The following is a 17,043-nucleotide window of genomic DNA, read 5'->3' as shown; positions in this document are numbered from 1 at the left end:
CTGTGGCGAGGGGATTCAGCGAAACGTCGCACCGCCCCCCTCATCACCCAAACAACCCCGCCGCAATATTGATCGAGAACCCGAGAATCGCCGTGTTGAACACGAACCCGATCAACGACTGCGCCAGCACGATCTTGCGTAACTGCCGGGTGGCTACGCCCACGTCCGAGGTCTGGACGGCCACGCCGATGGTGAACGAGAAGTACAGGAAGTCCCAGTAATTGGGCGTGGTCAGTCCTTCGGCAAACCGCAGGGCCGGCTCCTTGCCGTCCCAGGTGTAATACAACCGCGCGTAATGAACGCTGAAGATCACCCCGATCAGCAGCCATGAACCGATGACTGTAAGCGCGGTGAAACCGTAGTGCATCAGTTTGCCCGCGGTTTGCAGGTCGCGGCTGCCGGCCAGCTCGAAGGTGATGGTCGCCAGGCTGGCCAGCGCCGCGATGCAGACCACCAGCAGGACCAGCCCGGCATTTTCGTCTTCGATCTCGGCGATGCGCCTGACGTCGGGAGCCTTGGCCCGGACGGTCAACCAGAACATCAGCGTCAGGTACGTCCAGACCCCGACATTCCAGCCGACCAGGATTTTGCTGATGACAGAGTCCGCGGGAACCAGGAGTCCCGCGATCAGGCCAAGGGCCGTTGCGCCGGACAGGCGTGGGTGGGTGCGAGCGAGGAAGGGCACCGGGTCAGGCCGTCATGGCAGTGGACTGAATCAGCTCCACGCCTGCTGTCTGCATCCGGCGGATCGCCGTTTCCATCGAACCCTCGATATCGATGCCCCGGCAAGCGTCGAGTACCACGACGGCATTGAACCCCGCGATCCGGGCATCCAGGGCGGTGAACATCACGCAGAAATCCAGGGCCAGCCCCACTACGTAAACGGTGTCGACGCCACGCTCCTTGAGGTATCCCGCCAACCCGGTGGGCGTCTGGCGATCGGCCTCCATGAACGCCGAATAACTGTCGATGTCCGGGTTGCAGCCCTTGCGGATGATCAGTTGGGCGTGGGGCAGGTCCAGTGCCGGGTGCAGCGCCGCACCTTGGCTGCCTTGTATGCAGTGGTCGGGCCACAGCGTTTGTTCGCCGTAGGGCAACTGGGTGGTGTCGAAGGGTTGCTTGCCAGGGTGGCTGGACGCAAACGAAGCGTGCCCGGCCGGGTGCCAGTCCTGGGCCAGGACGACCTGGTTGAATGAACGGCCCAAGCGGTTGATCAGCGGTACGATGTCGTCGCCTCCTGGCACGGCCAACGGCCCACCCGGGATGAAGTCGTTTTGTACGTCTATCACCAATAATGCAGTGGTTGTGGCGCGGGTCATTGCTGCGTTCTCCTTGAAGTCCGTGTGCAAGCTTAGCCGAACCGGGTCGGATCCAGTATCGCCACAGGGTCTGCCTGCGCAACGGTGGCACATCCACTGACAATCTCCATACAGACCAAGATGTCTTTCGTCGCAAAATTCCAAGATTGATGGCTTTTTGATACTTCTTCTAAAGGGATTGGGTACAATCCAGGCCTCAACCGGGCATGGAGGCAGTTCGGTGTTTCAGTTACGAGAAAACCCCCATGCTCATCGGCAGTTATTCCCCCGCCCTTGTTTCGATTTCCCTATTGGTTGCGGTACTGGCGTCCTATACCGCGTTGGACTTGGCCGGGCGTATCGCCACCACCCGTGGCCGTGCTGCCCACCTCTGGATGGCCGGTGGTGCGCTGGCGATGGGGGTTGGCATCTGGTCGATGCATTTCATCGGCATGCTGGCATTCACCCTGCCGGTGGAGCTTGGCTACGATGTGTCGATCACCGCGCTGTCGTTGTTGATCGCCATCTTTTCCAGCGGTTTTGCCCTGTGGCTGGTCAGCCAGCCACGTTTGCCGGCCTGGCAGTTGGCTTTCGGCGCGCTGATCATGGGCGCCGGCATCAGCGCCATGCATTACACCGGCATGGCGGCCCTGCGGATGCAGCCGGGCATCGACTACGACCCGACGCTGTTCGGTGCTTCGCTGGTGATCGCGGTAGCGGCCTCCGCGGCGGCGTTGTGGATTGCCTTTCGCCTGCGCCACAACAGCCCGCATGTGCGACTGGCCCGTGCCGGTGCTGCCGTGATCATGGGCATCGCCATTGTCGGCATGCATTACACCGGCATGGCCGGGGCGCAGTTCAGGGAGGGCAGCTTTTGTGGCTCCCTGGATGGCTTGAGCGGCAAGGGCCTGGACAACGTGGTGTTGATCACGACCTTAGCGGTGTTGGCCATTGCCTTGCTCACGTCGATTCTCGACGCACGCCTGGAAGCCCGTACCGCGGAATTGGCCCAATCGTTGACCCTGGCGAACCGGGAACTGACTCAACTGGCCTTGCACGACCCTCTCACCGGATTGCCCAACCGGGTGCTGCTGGCCGACCGTATCGACCAGGCCATGCACCGGGTGCAGGAGCAGGGTGGCTGCTTCGCCTTGATGTTCATTGACCTGGACGGCTTCAAGCCGGTCAACGACGCCTTCGGCCATCACATGGGGGATTTACTGTTGCGGGACGTGGCCCTGCGCCTGCGCGAAGACTTGCGCAGCCAGGACACCCTGGCGCGGATCGGCGGCGATGAATTCGTGCTGCTGGTGCAACTGGCCGAGCCTGACGATGCGTTGCGGCTGGCGGCGCGCCAGGTCGGCTTGATCGGCCGCACGTTCCGGGTCGCCGAGCATGATCTGCAGATTTCCGCCAGCGTCGGTATCGCGGTGTATCCGGGCAATGGGCTGAGTGCTGAAGAGTTGCTGATGAACGCCGATGCGGCGATGTATCACGCCAAAGGCGCCGGCAAAAACGGCTACAGTTTTTTCGATGCCTCGATGAACAGCAATGCCCGCAAGCAATTGCAGTTGCTGCAAGACTTGCGCATCGCCGTCGAACAGCGGCAGTTCAGCCTGCATTACCAACCCAAGTTCGATGCCGCCAATGGTCGCCCGGTCGGCGCCGAGGCGTTGTTGCGTTGGCACCATCCGACCCAGGGCCTGTTGATGCCCGACACCTTCATCGACCTGGCGGAAAAGACCGGGCTGATCATTCCCATCGGCGAATGGGTACTGAACGAGGCCTGTCGCCAGATGCGGGAATGGTACGTGCTCGGTTATACCGATTGGCGTATCGCCGTGAACCTCTCGGCCTTGCAGTTCTGCCACACCGGGCTGGTGCAAAGTGTCGCCAAGGCGCTGGAGGTTCATCAACTGCTGCCCAATAACCTGACTCTGGAAATCACTGAAACCACCGCCATGAGCGATGCCGATGCCAGCATGACGGTGCTGCAGCAGCTTTCGGACATGGGCGTGGACCTGTCCATCGATGATTTCGGCACCGGCTATTCGAGCCTGATGTACCTCAAGCGCTTGCCGGCCAATGAGCTGAAGATCGATCGCGGTTTCGTGCGCGACCTGGAGCACGACAGCGACGACGCCGCCATCGTCTCGGCCATCGTCGCCCTCGGTCAGGCCCTAGGCCTGCGGATCGTCGCCGAAGGGGTGGAAACCGATGTGCAGCAGGACTTTTTGACCCAACTGGGCTGCGATTCGCTGCAAGGCTACCTGCTGGGCCATCCGCTGCCGGCCGATCGCTTTCTGCAGAATATCCGCAAGGCGCCACGCTTGGCGGTGGTCTGAAACTGCGTCTCTTGTGGGAATTCCCCTGTGGGAGCGAGCCTGCTCGCGATAGCGGTGTATCTGCCACAAAGCTGTCTAATGAACCGCCGCTATCGCGAGCAGGCTCGCTCCCACACTGGATTCGGGGGTACGCAGCCTTTTTGTACGCCACAGGACCCTGTGGGAGCCGGGCTTGCCCGCGAAGGTGGCGGTCCATTCAATATCTTTGTGGCAGATGCACCGCTTTCGCGGGCAAGCCCGCTCCCACAGGTTTTGTGCATCCTGTTGGTCGCTACAGTAAAAGGAATGATTCGCCGCCGTTGAAGTCGGAGATTCAGTACCTTGATAACTGGAGTCTTTCTATGCGCAAACCAACCCTGATCGCCAGCCTGGCCCTGATCGTTGGCCTCGGAGCCCTTGGGCCTGTTGCACAAGCGGTCGAGAAAACCGGGGATGCCTTGGAGCATTCGCCGAGCAATGGCCGCAGGCTGGTGGAGAACGACCGGGTACCCGCCGATTACCAGCGCGCGGACAGAGCCATGAAAGACTGGAAGCAGAAGAAGCTCGAACAGCCGACAAACGACCAGCAATGGGTGCATATCGACGATAAGTACTTGCTGATCGAAACCGTGTCCGGCGCGATCGTCAAGATCGTTCCGGCCACGCGTTAGGCCTTCAGAGTATTTCGCCTTTGTCCCACAGATGAACCAGCTCGCCAGGTGCCCGGTCCTCGGGCACCTGCAACACCATTTCATCGTCCTGATCGTTGGCGCGATAACGCACTTCGATCTGGAAGAAGCGTTGATCCCCGCGGCCCGAGGCGGAGGAGGTCAGCGGCAGGCAACCCTCCAGAACCGAACAGATGCGCGTGCGCTGGTCGAGGTCGCATTGGGCGAATTCGATCTCCCGTGGGCGGGTCAAGGCGTGGATCGCCGCCACGCCGCCCTGGCGTGAGAGGCGTACCACGGCGTTGTCGTCAAGGTCTGGAAGGGTTTTCATCAGCTCTCCTCGGTCAGGTTGACGCCGACCTGGGCCCAGCCGTCCTGTACCGCGCGTACCTCCCGCTCGCCGAAACGCCGGCGGGCATGCTCGACGGTGAGGTGGGCGAAGGCACTGAAGGTCGCATCGTTGGCCAGACTCCTGTCGCACAAGGTTTCATACCAGATACGGCCGGCCTTTTCCCAGGCAAATCCGCCCAGTGCGGTAGCTATCAGATAAAAGGCGCGGTTGGGGATACCGGAATTGATGTGTACGCCGCCGTTGTCTTCGCGGGTGATGACGAACTGGCGCATATGGGCGGGCTGTGGGTCCTTGCCCAGGAGCGGGTCATCGTAGGCGGTGCCGGGATTGGCCATGTTGCGCAGGCCGTCGCCGTTGATCCTGTCGGTGAGCAGGTCGGCACCGATCAGCCAATCGGCCTGATCGGCCGTCTGTTCGAGGACGAACTGCTTGACCAGCACGCCGAACACGTCGGAGATGGATTCGTTCAAGGCACCGGATTGATTGGCATAGATCAATCCCGCTTCGCTTTCAGTGACGCCATGGGCCAGCTCATGGGCCACGACATCCAGGGAGCGGGTAAAGCGCTGGAAAATTTCCCCGTCGCCGTCGCCAAAGACCATCTGCGCGCCGTTCCAGAAGGCGTTTTCGTAACCTTGGCCATAATGCACGCTGCCCACCAGGGCGAAGCCCTTGTTGTCGATGGAGTCGCGACCCAGGACCTTCCAGAAGAAATCATAGGTGGCGCCCAGGGCGTCGTAGGCCTCGTCCACGGCCGCGTCGCCACTGGCCGCTTGACCCTCAAGGCGCACCGGCTGGCCAGGCAGCTCCATGCCATTCTGTGCATCGTGCACGCTGCGTTGCGGGTGTCCGGCCTTGCCTGGCTTGGGCAGTGCTGCGGCGGCGGGAGGAGTGCTGGGCGGCCCGGGGTTGTGCCGCAGGCTGCGCACATGGGTCAGGGTACCGAGGGCACTGGAGCGTTGTTGTTCGGAGCCGTGGGCGATGATGCGATTGAGAATATAAGGAGGAATGAAGCCATGGAGCGGGCGAGAGTCGATCATCAGAACATCCTTATCTGAATAGCAGGGTCGATACCCATGTGAACTGATGCGGGCGCCGCGGTTCCCTCCTGTTTACCGGATTCATCTGCAGGCGCACGCTGCGCTCACAGGCCACTGGAGTTGCCAGGCGCGCTGATTTCTGCGAAAACCCGCGCCTGGAAATCACACGGGAATGCCCATGAACGAAGAACTGCAAATCATCGACCTGGAACAGGGCGACGGTAAAAGCGTAGTCAAAGGCGCACTGATTACCACTCAATACCGCGGCACTCTGGAGGATGGCACCGAGTTCGATTCGTCCTACAGTCGCGGCAAGCCCTTCCAGTGCGTGATCGGTACCGGACGCGTGATCAAGGGCTGGGATCAGGGCCTGATGGGCATGAAGGTCGGTGGCAAGCGCAAGCTGTTGGTGCCGGCGCACCTGGCCTATGGCGAGCGATCCATGGGCGCTCACATCAAGCCCAACGCCAACCTCATCTTTGAAATCGAACTGCTGGAAGTGCTGACCCGGGATGATTGACGGGGTGGGGTAACCCACCATGAAGCGCTGCCTTGTTCGTGTTGGAGAAAGTGTTGCTACTATCTCCAGTCGATGCATGGCTTGATTCGTCCGGGAGCGAAATATGAGCGCAGAATATTCAGATACGGGTGTGTCCCAAGTGGCTGCGGGCATTGCCGAACCGGCGCGTACCCGGATGCTCTGTTCGTTGATGGACGGGCATGCCCGCACCAGTACGGAATTGGCGAGTATCGCCGAGGTCAGCGCCTCCACTGCCAGTGCGCATTTGACGAAGCTCAAGGACCTGGCCCTGGTGCGGTTGCACGTCCAGGGCCGTCATCGCTACTACAGCCTGGCGGACAAGCGTGTCGCCCAGGCGCTGGAAGCGCTGATGGTGATCGGTCAGAAAACCGCGCCGGCTTTTGTGTCGCGCACTCCGGATCGCCTGCAATTTGCCCGCACCTGCTACGACCATATGGCCGGCACCCTCGCGGTGCGGTTGCATGACCGCATGATCGAAGCCGGATGGTTGCTAGAGATGGAAGGACAGGATTATCGGCTGAGTGAGTCCGGCAAGACGCTGTTCGAGGCGTTGGGCATCGACGTCCAGGCCTTGGCCCGTGAGCGACGCCGATTCGCCTGCCCCTGCCTGGACTGGAGCATGCGTCGGCCCCATCTGGGCGGTGCCTTGGGAGCGGCATTGCTGCAATTGGCGATCAAACGCCAGTGGGTGACCCAGGACCTGGACAGCCGGGCATTGGCGGTGACGGCCAAGGGGCGTCGGGAGATGGTTGGGCGATTGGGTGTCAGTGCCGAACGGGATGTCGAACCCGCCGGCGCTATCGCGAGCAGGCTCGCTCCCACAGTGGAGTTGCGTTGAACGCAAGCCCCATGAACACCGAGGCACCCCGTGGGAGCGAGCCTGCTCGCGATGGCGTCATCAGCAACACCACACGAGAGGGCAGGCCCCCTCGGTACTACCGGATCAGACCTTGACGATCCAACCCGCCGGCGCTTCCACGTCGCCGGTCTGCACGCCGGTCAGCTCTTTATAGAGCTTCTGGGTGATCGGGCCGACTTCGGTTTCGCTGTGGAACACGTGCAGCTTGTCCTTGTAGTTGATGCCGCCGATCGGGGTGATCACCGCCGCGGTACCGCAGGCGCCGGCTTCCTTGAAATCCGACAGCTTGTCGATGAACACATCGCCTTCAACCACTTCCAGGCCCAGGCGGGTCTTGGCCAGCTCGATCAGCGACAGGCGGGTGATGCCTGGCAGGACCGACGGGGAGTTGGGCGTGACGAATTTGTTGTCATGGGTGATGCCGAAGAAGTTGGCCGAGCCGACTTCTTCGATTTTCGAATGGGTCAGCGGGTCGAGGTAGATGCAGTCGGCGAAGCTGGCCTTCTTGGCCTGGGAGCCGGGCATCAGGCTGGCGGCGTAGTTGCCGCCGACCTTGGCGGCGCCGGTGCCTTGTGGGGCGGCGCGGTCGAAGCTGGAGATCAGGAAGTTGTGCGGGGTCAGGCCGCCCTTGAAGTAGGCGCCGACCGGAATGCAGAAGACCGAGAAAATGAACTCGGGTGCGGTGCGCACGCCAATGTTGTCACCCACGCCGATCACGAAGGGGCGCAGGTACAGCGCGCCGCCGGTGCCATAAGGCGGAATGAAGCGCTCGTTGGCGCGCACCACTTGCTTGCAGGCTTCGATGAATTGTTCGGTATCGACGTGCGGCATCAGCAGGCGTGCGCAGCTGCGCTGCATGCGGGCGGCGTTCTGGTCCGGGCGGAACAGGTTGATCGAGCCGTCCTTGCAGCGGTAGGCCTTGAGGCCTTCGAAGCACTGCTGGCCGTAGTGCAGGGCAGTGGAGCCCTCGCTGATGTGCAGTACGTTGTCGTCGGTCAGGGTGCCGGTATCCCAGGCACCATTGCGCCAGTGCGACAGGTAGCGCTTGTCGGTCTTGATGTAGTCAAAGCCCAGTTTGTCCCAATTGATGCTCTCGTTACCCATGACACCCTCTATATCTTCATAACCGTCGAAACGGTCAAGGCTTCTGACGTTTTTTGGATGGGGACAACAATACTTCATTCCGGGGCTGTTTCGCAGCCTGCTCGATGGGTGACAGGCAGATAAAGGGCGCTGTTCTTGCGAATTCGCGAGCAAGCCCGCTCCCACAGTTGATCTCGGTCGTTTGTGCGAACGCAATCCAATGTGGGAGCGGGCTTGCTCGCGAAGAGGCAGTCACTCACACCCTCAATCCCTGGTCACAGATGCAACGCATGCCCCAACGCCCGCAACGCCGCTTCCTGCACCGCCTCGCCCAGCGTCGGATGGGCGTGGATGGTGCCGGCAATGTCTTCCAGCCGTGCGCCCATTTCCAGGGACTGGCCGAACGCGGTGGACAATTCCGAGACCCCGGCTCCGACCGCTTGCCAGCCGACGATCACATGGTTGTCCCGACGCGCCACCACCCGCACGAAACCACTCTTCGATTCCAGCGTCATCGCCCGGCCGTTGGCGGCGAACGGGAAGCTGGAGACGATGCAATCCAGGCCGGCGGCCTTGGCTTCGTCTGGCGTCTTGCCCACGACCACTAATTCCGGGTCGGTAAAGCACACTGCGGGAATCGCCGCTGGGGCGAATTCGCGCGCCTTGCCAGCGATCAGTTCGGCGACCATCTCGCCCTGGGCCATGGCCCGGTGGGCGAGCATCGGTTCGCCGCTCAGGTCGCCGATGGCCCAGACGTTGCGCATGCTGGTCTGGCAGCGGTGGTCGATTTTCACCGCCGCACCGTTCATCGCCAAGTCCAACGCTTCGAGATTCCAGCCTTGGCTATTGGGCTTGCGCCCGACCGCCACCAACACTCGGTCGGTGGTCAGGTTCAGCGTGTCGCCAGCGGGGTCGCGCACTTGCAAGGTTCTGGCCTGGGCATCGAACCCTTCGACGCTGTGCTTGAGGTAGAGCTTCACCCCCAACTGTTTGAGCGTCTCGTGCACCGGTTGGGTCAGTTCGCCATCGTAGGCCGGCAGGATCCGTTCCTGGGCTTCGACCACGCTGACCTCGGCGCCAAGCTTGCGGTAGGCGATGCCCAACTCCAGGCCGATGTAGCCGCCGCCGACCACCACCAGGTGCTTGGGCACCGAAGTGGGGGCGAGGGCTTCGGTGGAGGAAATGATCGGCCCGCCCACTGGCAGCATCGGCAGGTCGACGCTTTTCGAGCCGGTCGCCAGCAGCAGGTGTTCGCACTGGATGCGGCTATCGCCAATCTCGACGGTCTTGCCGTCGATGACCTTGGCCCAGCCGTGAATGACCTGGACCTTGTGCTTCTTCAGCAGTGTGGCCACGCCGGTGGTCAGGCGATCGACGATACCGTTCTTCCATTCCACGCTCTTGCCGATGTCCAGCACCGGCGCCGACACGCTGATACCCAGGGCCGAGCCCTGGCTATGGAGTTGTGCCTGATGAAATTGCTCGGCCACATGGATCAGTGCCTTGGACGGAATGCAGCCTATGTTCAGGCACGTCCCGCCCAGCGCCTGGCCTTCCACGAGAATGGTCGGGATGCCCAGCTGGCCGGCGCGGATCGCCGCGACGTAACCGCCAGGGCCTCCGCCAATGATCAGCAGGGTGGTGTTCAAAGTCTGTTGCATGCCTGCTCCTGGTATCAGTCCACAAACAAGGTGGCGGGTTGTTCGAGCAGGCCGCGCAGGGCCTGGATGAATTGCGCAGCGTCCATGCCGTCGACCACCCGGTGATCGAATGAGCTGGAGAGGTTCATCATCTTGCGGATCACCACTTGGCCCTTGATCACCACAGGCCGCTCGACGATTCTGTTCACGCCGACGATCGCCACTTCCGGCAGGTTCAGCACCGGTGTGCTGACGATCCCGCCCAACGCGCCGAGGCTGGTCAGGGTGATGGTCGAGCCGGACAGTTCGTCACGGCTGGCCTTGCCATTGCGGGCCGCCGTGGCCAGGCGCGAGATTTCCGCCGCGCTGTCCCACAGGCTGCGGGCCTCAGCGTGGCGCACCACCGGCACCATCAGGCCGACGTCGCTCTGGGTGGCAACGCCGATATGCACCGCACCGGAGCGGGTGATGACCTGGGCTTCGTCGTCATAGCGCGCGTTCATCTGTGGGAAGTCCCGCAAAGCCACCACCAGCGCCCGCATCAGGAACGGCAGCAAGGTCAACTTGCCACGGCTGGCGCCGTGTTTTTCATTCAGGTGAACCCGCAGCTCTTCGAGGGCGGTGACGTCGATCTCCTCAACATAGCTGAAGTGGGCGGCGCGCTGGGTGGCTTCCTGCATGCGCTGGGCGATCTTGCGCCGCATGCCGATCACCGGGATCTGCTGCTCGTCGTGGCGCTCGGCGTAGCCTGAGCCGCCCTTGGCCGGCGTCGAAGGCCCTTGGGCCAGATAAGCTTCCAGGTCTTCGTGCAGGACCCGGCCGGCAGGGCCGCTGCCCTGGACCAGACGCAGTTGGATGCCCAGGTCCAGTGCGTGCTTGCGCACAGCCGGCGAGGCCAGTGGGCGCTCCTCGGGATCGCGGGCCACCGGGGTCTGGGGTTGCCGGGCCGGGCATTGCGCGGCGACAGGCTTTTGCGTCACAGGCTCAGGTGCTTTGGGCGGCGCGGGCTCGGCGGCTGGCGCCGCAGCCGGCGCCTGTGCCGACTCCTTCAGGTTGCCAGCACCTTCCACTTCAATACGGATCAGTTCGCTGCCCACCGCCATGACTTCACCCGGCTCACCGCCGAGAGCGATGACCCGGCCATGCACGGGCGAAGGGATGTCCACCATGGCCTTGTCGGTCATGACGTCGGCCAGGACCTGATCCTCGGTCACCAGGTCACCGACCTTGACGTGCCATGCCGCCAGTTCTACTTCCGCGATGCCTTCGCCGATGTCCGGCATCTTGATAACGTGCGTGCCCATTCAGACCTCCATGACCCGTTTCAACGCCGCGCCCACACGGGACGGCCCTGGGAAATACGCCCACTCCTGCGCATGCGGGTAGGGCGTGTCCCAGCCGGTGACGCGTTCGATAGGCGCTTCCAGGTGATGGAAGCAGTGTTCCTGGACCAGCGACACCAGTTCGGCGCCGAAGCCGCAGGTGCGGGTGGCTTCGTGGACGATCACGCAACGGCCGGTCTTCTTCACCGACTTGACGATGGTGTCCAGATCCAGCGGCCACAGGCTGCGCAGGTCGATGACCTCGGCATCGATGCCGGTTTCCTCGGCGGCGGCCTGGGACACATAAACCGTGGTGCCGTAGGTGAGGATGGTCACGTCCTTGCCTGGACGGGTGATGGCGGCGACATCCAGCGGCACCGTGTAGTAGCCGTCGGGGACCTGGGCCGTCGGGTGTTTCGACCATGGCGTCACCGGGCGGTCGTGGTGGCCGTCGAACGGGCCGTTATACAGGCGCTTGGGTTCGAGGAAGATCACTGGGTCATCGTTCTCGATGGAGGCAATCAGCAGGCCCTTGGCGTCGTACGGGTTGGAGGGCATCACGGTGCGCAGGCCGCAGACCTGGGTGAACATCGCTTCGATGCTCTGGCTGTGGGTCTGGCCGCCGTAGATGCCGCCGCCGCAGGGCATGCGCAGGGTCATTGGCGCGGTGAACTCGCCGGCCGAGCGATAGCGCAGGCGGGCCGCCTCGGAAATGATCTGGTCCGAGGCCGGGTAGACGTAGTCGGCGAACTGGATCTCGGCCACCGGTCGCAGCCCGTAGGCGCCCATGCCCACCGCCACGCCGACGATGCCACTTTCGGAGATCGGCGCGTCGAACACCCGCGAGGTGCCGTACTTGTTCTGCAGGCCTTCGGTGCAGCGGAACACGCCGCCGAAGTAGCCCACGTCCTGGCCGAACACCACGACGTTGTCGTCACGTTCGAGCATCACGTCCATGGCCGAGCGCAGGGCCTGGATCATGGTCATGGTGGTAGTGGTCATGGCGGTATCCAGCGCAATATTGGTGTTGTGATCGTTCATGTCAGACTCCCAACTGCTGACGCTGGCGCTTCAAGTGCTCCGGCATCTCTTTGTAGACGTCTTCGAACATGGTCGCGGCGCTTGGAATCTGCCCGCCAGCGAGGGTGCCGTACTGCTCGGCTTCCTTCTGCGCGGCGATCACCTCGGCTTCGAGCTCGGCGGTGACGGCAGCATGTTCTTCCTCCGACCACTGGCCGATACGAATCATGTGCTGCTTGAGGCGGACAATCGGATCGCCCAGCGGGAAGTGGCTCCAGTCATCGGCGGGGCGGTATTTGGACGGATCGTCAGAGGTGGAGTGCGGGCCGGCGCGGTAGGTGACCCATTCGATCAGCGCCGGGCCGCAGTTGCGTCGGGCGCGTTCGGCGGCCCAGCGCGAGGCGGCATAGACGGCCATGAAGTCGTTGCCATCGACCCGCAGCGAGGCGATGCCACAACCGACACCGCGTCCGGCGAAGGTGGTGGCTTCACCGCCGGCGATGGCCTGGAAGGTGGAGATTGCCCATTGGTTGTTGACCACGTTGAGGATCACCGGTGCCCGGTAGACGTGGGCGAAGGTGAGGGCAGTGTGGAAGTCCGATTCAGCGGTGGCACCGTCACCGATCCAGGCCGAGGCGATCTTGGTGTCGCCCTTGATCGCCGAGGCCATGCCCCAACCCACGCCCTGGATGAACTGCGTGGCGAGGTTGCCGGAGATGGTGAAGAAGCCGGCGTCCTTGACCGAATACATGATCGGCAACTGGCGGCCCTTGAGCGGGTCCCGCTCGTTGGACAGCAGTTGGCAGATCATGTCCACCAGCGGTACGTCACGGGCCATCAGGATGCTTTGCTGGCGATAGGTCGGGAAGCACATGTCGTCGATGTTCAGCGCCAGGGCCTGGCCGCTGCCGATGGCTTCCTCGCCGAGGCTCTGCATGTAGAACGACATCTTTTTCTGGCGTTGGGCGACCACCATGCGGTTGTCGTAGATCCGCGTCTTGAGCATGGCGCGCATGCCCTTTTTCAGGATGTCGAGAGGCACGTCTTCGGCCCATGGGCCGTGGGCATTGCCTTGGTCGTCGAGCACGCGGATCAGGCTCCGGGCCAGGTCGGCGGTATCGGACGGTTCAACATCGATGGAGGGTTTGCGCACCGTGCCCGCGTCGCTCAGATGCAGGTAGGAGAAGTCGGTCTTGCAGCCGGGACGGCCCGAAGGTTCGGGGACGTGCAGGCGTAGCGGTTCGTACGCTGGGTTCATGGCTTTCTACGCTCGATCTTGTGAATTTCTTGTAGTGGGCGCGCTAGCTGACAAATCTCCTGGATAAGAAGAATTGTCCTACAACAATCATAGGCTCGACGGCGAAGAATATTTTTCTCTGTTGGCTTGCTGTTCGGACTATTTGCAGATAAAAAATCTGCACAACGATAAAAATCAGGAATATCTGTCTCATGCGCAAACTGGATCGCACCGACATCGGCATTCTGAACAGCCTTCAGGAAAACGCCCGCATCACCAACGCCGATCTCGCCCGTTCGGTCAATCTTTCGCCAACGCCGTGCTTCAACCGCGTACGGGCCATGGAGGAGCTGGGGGTGATCCGCGAGCAGGTCACGCTGCTGGATGCCGACCTGCTGGGCCTGCATGTCAATGTGTTCATCCACGTCAGCCTGGAGAAGCAGGTGGAGGAGGCACTGCAGCATTTTGAAGAGGCGATTTCCGACCGGCCCGAAGTGATGGAGTGCTACTTGATGGCGGGCGATCCGGATTACCTGATCCGCGTACTGGTACCCACGATCCAGTCCCTGGAGCGGTTCATGATGGACTTCCTGACCAAGGTCCCGGGCGTGGCGAATATCCGCTCCAGCTTCGCGCTCAAGCAGGTGCGCTACAAGACCGCGCTGCCGTTGCCGGCCAATGGGTTGACGTTGGGTACCTGAACCTCAATACCGCGTCACCGCCGACCCAATGTGGGAGCGGGCTTGCTCGCGAAGGCGGTGTATCAGGCGACATCAACGTCGACTGATACACCGCCTTCGCGAGCAAGCCCGCTCCCACAAGGGTGGTCCGCGTCAGTGAAGTGCGAACCGACTACAGCTCTCACAGGCTTTCTCAAAGCTGGTTGAGCGGAATCTTCAGATAGGTCACGCCATTGGCCTCGGCCGGCGGCAGTTTGCCTGCCCGCACATTGACCTGGATCGCCGGCAACAGCAGCGTCGGCATGCCCAGCGTGGCGTCGCGCTGGGTGCGCATGGCGACGAAGGTGGCTTCGTCGATGCCATCGTGAACGTGGATATTGTGCCGGCGCTGTTCGCCCACGGTGCTCATGCAGCGGGGCTCGCGATGCTCCGGCGGGTAGTCATGACACACATATAACCGCACGCCGGCGGGGAAGGCCAACAGCTTGTGGATCGAGGCGTAGAGCTGGTGGGCGTTGCCGCCCGGGAAGTCACAACGGGCACTGCCGACATCGGGCATGAACAGCGTATCACCCACCAGGATCACCTCGTCGTCGATCAGGTAGGCCATGTCCGCCGGGGTATGACCGGGCACGTGCAGCGCAGTGGCCTTGAGGTTGCCGATGAAGAATGTTTCATCGGGGCCGAACAGATGATCGAACTGCGAACCATCCACGGCAAACTGCGCTTCGAGGTTGAACAGCGCCTTGAACACGTTCTGGACCTGGCCGATGGATTCGCCGATGGCGATCTTGCCACCCAGTTCCCGTCGCAGGTAAGGCGCGGCGGAGAGGTGATCGGCGTGGGCGTGGGTTTCCAGCAACCATTGCACGGTCAACCGGTGTTCCCGCACGAACGCGATCACCCGGTCGGCCTGCGTGGTGCCGCTGCGCCCCGAGGCCGGGTCGTAGTCGAGCACCGGATCGACCACCGCGCATTGCCCGGCGTCCTGCTCATAAACGACATGGGTGTAGGTCTTTGAAGCGGGGTCGAGGAAGCTTTGGATCTGCGCGGGCATGACGACTAACCTGTGCGGAAGGAACCGGTTGCAACACGTAAGGTTAGCAACATATGGTCCGCAGCTTAGTGAGGGCCAAGGCGTCCTGCAAATGCGATCGCACCTGCCAACAGGTGTGCGCTGTTTGAGAGAATCTTATGTTGCTGGCAAGTTTTTTCGGCGTGGTCATGGGCCTGGTCCTGGGATTGACCGGGGCCGGGGGCGGCATCCTCGCGGTTCCGGCGTTGGTACTGGGGCTGGGTTTGACCATGACTCAGGCCGCGCCCGTGGCGTTGTTCGCCGTGGGCAGTGCGGCGGCGGTGGGCGCCATCGATGGCTTGCGCCATGGCCTGGTGCGCTATCGCGCGGCGTTGCTGATCGCACTGCTGGGCGCGGTGTTTTCGCCGCTGGGCATCTACCTTGCCCACCAGCTTTCGGAAAAAATCCTGATGATGCTGTTCAGCCTGCTGATGGTGCTGGTGGCGGCGCGCATGTTGCGTCGTGAAACGCCGCAAGTGGCACCCAGCGATCATGGCGCCGCCAGTTGGGGTCAGAAAAACTGCATGCTCGACCGCCAGACCGGACGCCTGGCCTGGACCCCGCGCTGCACTGCCACGCTGGCGACGCTCGGTGCGGTGACCGGGGTGGTGTCCGGCCTGCTGGGCGTGGGCGGTGGTTTCCTGATCGTGCCGGCATTCAAGCAACTGACCGACGTGCAGATGCGCGGGATCGTCGCAACCTCGCTGATGGTCATCAGCCTGATTTCGCTGATCGGCGTGGCAGGGGCCTTGCATGCGGGGGTGCGTATCGATCAGGTCGGGGCGGTGTTCATCGTGGCCAGTATTGTTGGCATGGTGCTGGGCCGGCGGCTGGCGTCCCGGATCCCGGCCCGGGTGTTACAGGTGGGGTTTGCCGGGGTGTGTCTGGGGGTGGCGGTGTATATGCTCGTGCGGGCGTAGCGTACTTACACCCTGTAGCTTGTGATGCTTTTGTGGCGAGGGGATAAATCCCCTCGCCACAGGTTGTGGTCACAACAACCGGCACCGCATCGAAAACTCCATCGCTACCGATTGCCCTTGCTCCAGCAAACGCAACCCCGGCCGTCCCGGCAGGTGGTGGGCGTTGACCGGGTGGCTGACCGGTTCGATGCAAAAGAAATCCAGGCCCACGGGGCAGTACAGCAGGAAGTAATCGCAGCCGCTGGCCTGGCATTCCAATGCATAGCCCAGGTCGGGCTGCTCGATCAGGCAGTGTCCGTCCCAACCGCCGAAACCATTGTCCACGAGGGTATCCGGCAGCACGCGAGGCTGTTGGAAGTTCCAGTGCGCGGGGACGGCACTCAGTTCCGTCGGCAGCTTCGTGGCGTCGCATAGCCAGACGTCGGTGGCGCGGGTTTGCAGGCGGGTATTGAGGGTCCGGGGAAAGTAGGGATGCAAGCCCAACCCATGCCAGGCCGGCTGTTCGGCCATGTGCGTGATATGCATTGCGAAGTGCAACTGGCCGCCGTCCAGGCGGATGCGCAGGCTGGCGCAATAGGCGAATGGGTATTGGCTGTGCAGTTGCAGCAACGCCTCCTGAGGGCCCTGTTCGATCACCTGCCACGGTTGCTGCCAGGCGCTGCCATGGATCGGAAACGGATCGTTGGGGCTGTTGGTCTCCAATGCCAGCCAGCCGCCGGGACAATCGAAGCCGCCTTTGGCGATCCGGTTCGACCAGGGGATCAATGGAAAACAGCCGAGCTTGCCGGGCAGGCGGTTTTCCAGGGCCTGGGGTGCGGGCGGGCGCAGCAGAGGCTGGCCGTTGCTGCGCAAGGTCCAACTGACCAGGCTGGCACCCAGGTGAGGCGCCAGGGTAAGGTGGGTGAGTTCGTCTTCTAGGTGCAGGAGGGAAGTCATGTGGGCGTTGTCTGCAGGGTAGGAGGGCGGTGCAAGGGTTTCTATGTG

General features: G+C 62.6%; 17 protein-coding genes. 6 read left to right on the top strand and 11 right to left on the bottom strand.

Annotated elements, in window-relative coordinates:
* Positions 1–43: 43 nt before the first annotated feature.
* Positions 44–685: a DUF1345 domain-containing protein gene (locus tag FBY02_RS07260; RefSeq protein ID WP_144925293.1), complete on the bottom strand. Its 642-nt coding sequence runs from the start codon at positions 683–685 to the stop codon at positions 44–46.
* Between the two features lie 4 nt (positions 686–689).
* A complete protein-coding gene (gene pncA / locus FBY02_RS07255; protein ID WP_144925290.1) occupies positions 690–1,319 on the bottom strand; it encodes a bifunctional nicotinamidase/pyrazinamidase in 630 nt (209 codons plus the stop codon).
* Between the two features lie 245 nt (positions 1,320–1,564).
* On the opposite strand from pncA, the gene FBY02_RS07250 reads away from it, so the two are divergent.
* Positions 1,565–3,643: a bifunctional diguanylate cyclase/phosphodiesterase gene (locus FBY02_RS07250; protein WP_144925287.1), complete on the top strand. Its 2,079-nt coding sequence runs from the start codon at positions 1,565–1,567 to the stop codon at positions 3,641–3,643.
* 341 nt (positions 3,644–3,984) lie between these two features.
* Positions 3,985–4,293: an RcnB family protein gene (locus FBY02_RS07240; protein ID WP_041022179.1), complete on the top strand. Its 309-nt coding sequence runs from the start codon at positions 3,985–3,987 to the stop codon at positions 4,291–4,293.
* A 4-nt stretch (positions 4,294–4,297) separates the two neighbouring features.
* Here FBY02_RS07240 and FBY02_RS07235 read toward each other — a convergent pair whose 3' ends face one another.
* Positions 4,298–4,621 (bottom strand): protealysin inhibitor emfourin, encoded by a 324-nt coding sequence (locus tag FBY02_RS07235; protein ID WP_144925281.1) that lies wholly within the window; start codon positions 4,619–4,621, stop codon positions 4,298–4,300.
* A complete protein-coding gene (locus FBY02_RS07230; protein WP_144925276.1) occupies positions 4,621–5,682 on the bottom strand; it encodes a M4 family metallopeptidase in 1,062 nt (353 codons plus the stop codon). The genes FBY02_RS07235 and FBY02_RS07230 overlap by 1 nt, the downstream gene beginning before the upstream one ends.
* Positions 5,683–5,860: 178 nt before the next feature.
* Between FBY02_RS07230 and FBY02_RS07225 the strand changes: the two genes are divergently transcribed.
* Complete coding sequence (locus FBY02_RS07225; RefSeq protein ID WP_047701034.1) at positions 5,861–6,202, top strand: FKBP-type peptidyl-prolyl cis-trans isomerase; 342 nt, start codon at positions 5,861–5,863, stop codon at positions 6,200–6,202.
* Positions 6,203–6,305: 103 nt separating this feature from the next.
* Entirely contained in the window at positions 6,306–7,061 is a 756-nt protein-coding gene (locus FBY02_RS07220) for a helix-turn-helix transcriptional regulator (RefSeq protein WP_144925273.1), read from the top strand.
* Between the two features lie 105 nt (positions 7,062–7,166).
* On the opposite strand, the gene FBY02_RS07215 is transcribed toward FBY02_RS07220, so the two are convergent.
* The 5 genes from FBY02_RS07215 to FBY02_RS07195 form a co-directional block, all read right to left on the bottom strand.
* Positions 7,167–8,186 (bottom strand): branched-chain amino acid aminotransferase, encoded by a 1,020-nt coding sequence (locus FBY02_RS07215; protein ID WP_144925270.1) that lies wholly within the window; start codon positions 8,184–8,186, stop codon positions 7,167–7,169.
* Between the two features lie 254 nt (positions 8,187–8,440).
* Positions 8,441–9,826, bottom strand: coding sequence for a dihydrolipoyl dehydrogenase (lpdA, locus tag FBY02_RS07210; RefSeq protein WP_144925267.1), 1,386 nt, complete (start codon positions 9,824–9,826; stop codon positions 8,441–8,443).
* 14 nt (positions 9,827–9,840) lie between these two features.
* Positions 9,841–11,109, bottom strand: a complete 1,269-nt coding sequence (locus tag FBY02_RS07205) for a dihydrolipoamide acetyltransferase family protein (RefSeq protein WP_144925264.1) — start codon at positions 11,107–11,109, stop codon at positions 9,841–9,843.
* Complete coding sequence (locus FBY02_RS07200; RefSeq protein ID WP_144925260.1) at positions 11,110–12,168, bottom strand: alpha-ketoacid dehydrogenase subunit beta; 1,059 nt, start codon at positions 12,166–12,168, stop codon at positions 11,110–11,112.
* A 1-nt stretch (position 12,169) separates the two neighbouring features.
* Positions 12,170–13,405: a 3-methyl-2-oxobutanoate dehydrogenase (2-methylpropanoyl-transferring) subunit alpha gene (locus tag FBY02_RS07195; RefSeq protein WP_144925257.1), complete on the bottom strand. Its 1,236-nt coding sequence runs from the start codon at positions 13,403–13,405 to the stop codon at positions 12,170–12,172.
* Positions 13,406–13,596: 191 nt separating this feature from the next.
* Between FBY02_RS07195 and bkdR the strand changes: the two genes are divergently transcribed.
* Positions 13,597–14,085: a Bkd operon transcriptional regulator BkdR gene (bkdR, locus tag FBY02_RS07190; protein ID WP_003202929.1), complete on the top strand. Its 489-nt coding sequence runs from the start codon at positions 13,597–13,599 to the stop codon at positions 14,083–14,085.
* Between the two features lie 172 nt (positions 14,086–14,257).
* Here the strand turns inward: bkdR and FBY02_RS07185 are convergent, their stop codons facing one another.
* Positions 14,258–15,121 (bottom strand): MBL fold metallo-hydrolase, encoded by an 864-nt coding sequence (locus FBY02_RS07185; protein WP_144925255.1) that lies wholly within the window; start codon positions 15,119–15,121, stop codon positions 14,258–14,260.
* A gap of 137 nt (positions 15,122–15,258) precedes the next feature.
* Here FBY02_RS07185 and FBY02_RS07180 point away from each other — a divergent pair, with 137 nt between their 5' ends.
* Complete coding sequence (locus FBY02_RS07180; protein WP_144925252.1) at positions 15,259–16,059, top strand: sulfite exporter TauE/SafE family protein; 801 nt, start codon at positions 15,259–15,261, stop codon at positions 16,057–16,059.
* 69 nt (positions 16,060–16,128) lie between these two features.
* Here the strand turns inward: FBY02_RS07180 and FBY02_RS07175 are convergent, their stop codons facing one another.
* Positions 16,129–16,995 carry an aldose 1-epimerase gene (locus FBY02_RS07175; RefSeq protein WP_144925249.1) on the bottom strand — a complete coding sequence of 289 codons (867 nt, stop codon included), beginning with the start codon at positions 16,993–16,995 and terminating at the stop codon, positions 16,129–16,131.
* Positions 16,996–17,043 lie beyond the last annotated feature (48 nt).

Source organism: Pseudomonas sp. SJZ078 (assembly GCF_007828255.1).
Lineage (GTDB): Bacteria > Pseudomonadota > Gammaproteobacteria > Pseudomonadales > Pseudomonadaceae > Aquipseudomonas.
The sequence above is the reverse complement of the archived record's forward strand: the minus strand, read 5'-3'. Positions and strand labels throughout refer to the sequence as shown.

Excerpts from the sequence above, each read along its gene's own strand:
- FBY02_RS07205 (WP_144925264.1), bottom strand. The coding sequence starts at position 11,109 with ATGGGCACGCACGTTATCAAGATGCCGGACATCGGCGAAGGCATCGCG.
- FBY02_RS07185 (WP_144925255.1), bottom strand. The coding sequence starts at position 15,121 with ATGCCCGCGCAGATCCAAAGCTTCCTCGACCCCGCTTCAAAGACCTAC.
- FBY02_RS07215 (WP_144925270.1), bottom strand. The coding sequence starts at position 8,186 with ATGGGTAACGAGAGCATCAATTGGGACAAACTGGGCTTTGACTACATC.
- pncA (WP_144925290.1), bottom strand. The coding sequence starts at position 1,319 with ATGACCCGCGCCACAACCACTGCATTATTGGTGATAGACGTACAAAAC.
- bkdR (WP_003202929.1), top strand. The coding sequence starts at position 13,597 with ATGCGCAAACTGGATCGCACCGACATCGGCATTCTGAACAGCCTTCAG.
- FBY02_RS07195 (WP_144925257.1), bottom strand. The coding sequence starts at position 13,405 with ATGAACCCAGCGTACGAACCGCTACGCCTGCACGTCCCCGAACCTTCG.
- FBY02_RS07240 (WP_041022179.1), top strand. The coding sequence starts at position 3,985 with ATGCGCAAACCAACCCTGATCGCCAGCCTGGCCCTGATCGTTGGCCTC.
- FBY02_RS07225 (WP_047701034.1), top strand. The coding sequence starts at position 5,861 with ATGAACGAAGAACTGCAAATCATCGACCTGGAACAGGGCGACGGTAAA.
- FBY02_RS07250 (WP_144925287.1), top strand. The coding sequence starts at position 1,565 with ATGCTCATCGGCAGTTATTCCCCCGCCCTTGTTTCGATTTCCCTATTG.
- FBY02_RS07230 (WP_144925276.1), bottom strand. The coding sequence starts at position 5,682 with ATGATCGACTCTCGCCCGCTCCATGGCTTCATTCCTCCTTATATTCTC.
- FBY02_RS07180 (WP_144925252.1), top strand. The coding sequence starts at position 15,259 with ATGTTGCTGGCAAGTTTTTTCGGCGTGGTCATGGGCCTGGTCCTGGGA.
- FBY02_RS07175 (WP_144925249.1), bottom strand. The coding sequence starts at position 16,995 with ATGACTTCCCTCCTGCACCTAGAAGACGAACTCACCCACCTTACCCTG.
- FBY02_RS07200 (WP_144925260.1), bottom strand. The coding sequence starts at position 12,168 with ATGAACGATCACAACACCAATATTGCGCTGGATACCGCCATGACCACT.
- FBY02_RS07220 (WP_144925273.1), top strand. The coding sequence starts at position 6,306 with ATGAGCGCAGAATATTCAGATACGGGTGTGTCCCAAGTGGCTGCGGGC.
- lpdA (WP_144925267.1), bottom strand. The coding sequence starts at position 9,826 with ATGCAACAGACTTTGAACACCACCCTGCTGATCATTGGCGGAGGCCCT.
- FBY02_RS07235 (WP_144925281.1), bottom strand. The coding sequence starts at position 4,621 with ATGAAAACCCTTCCAGACCTTGACGACAACGCCGTGGTACGCCTCTCA.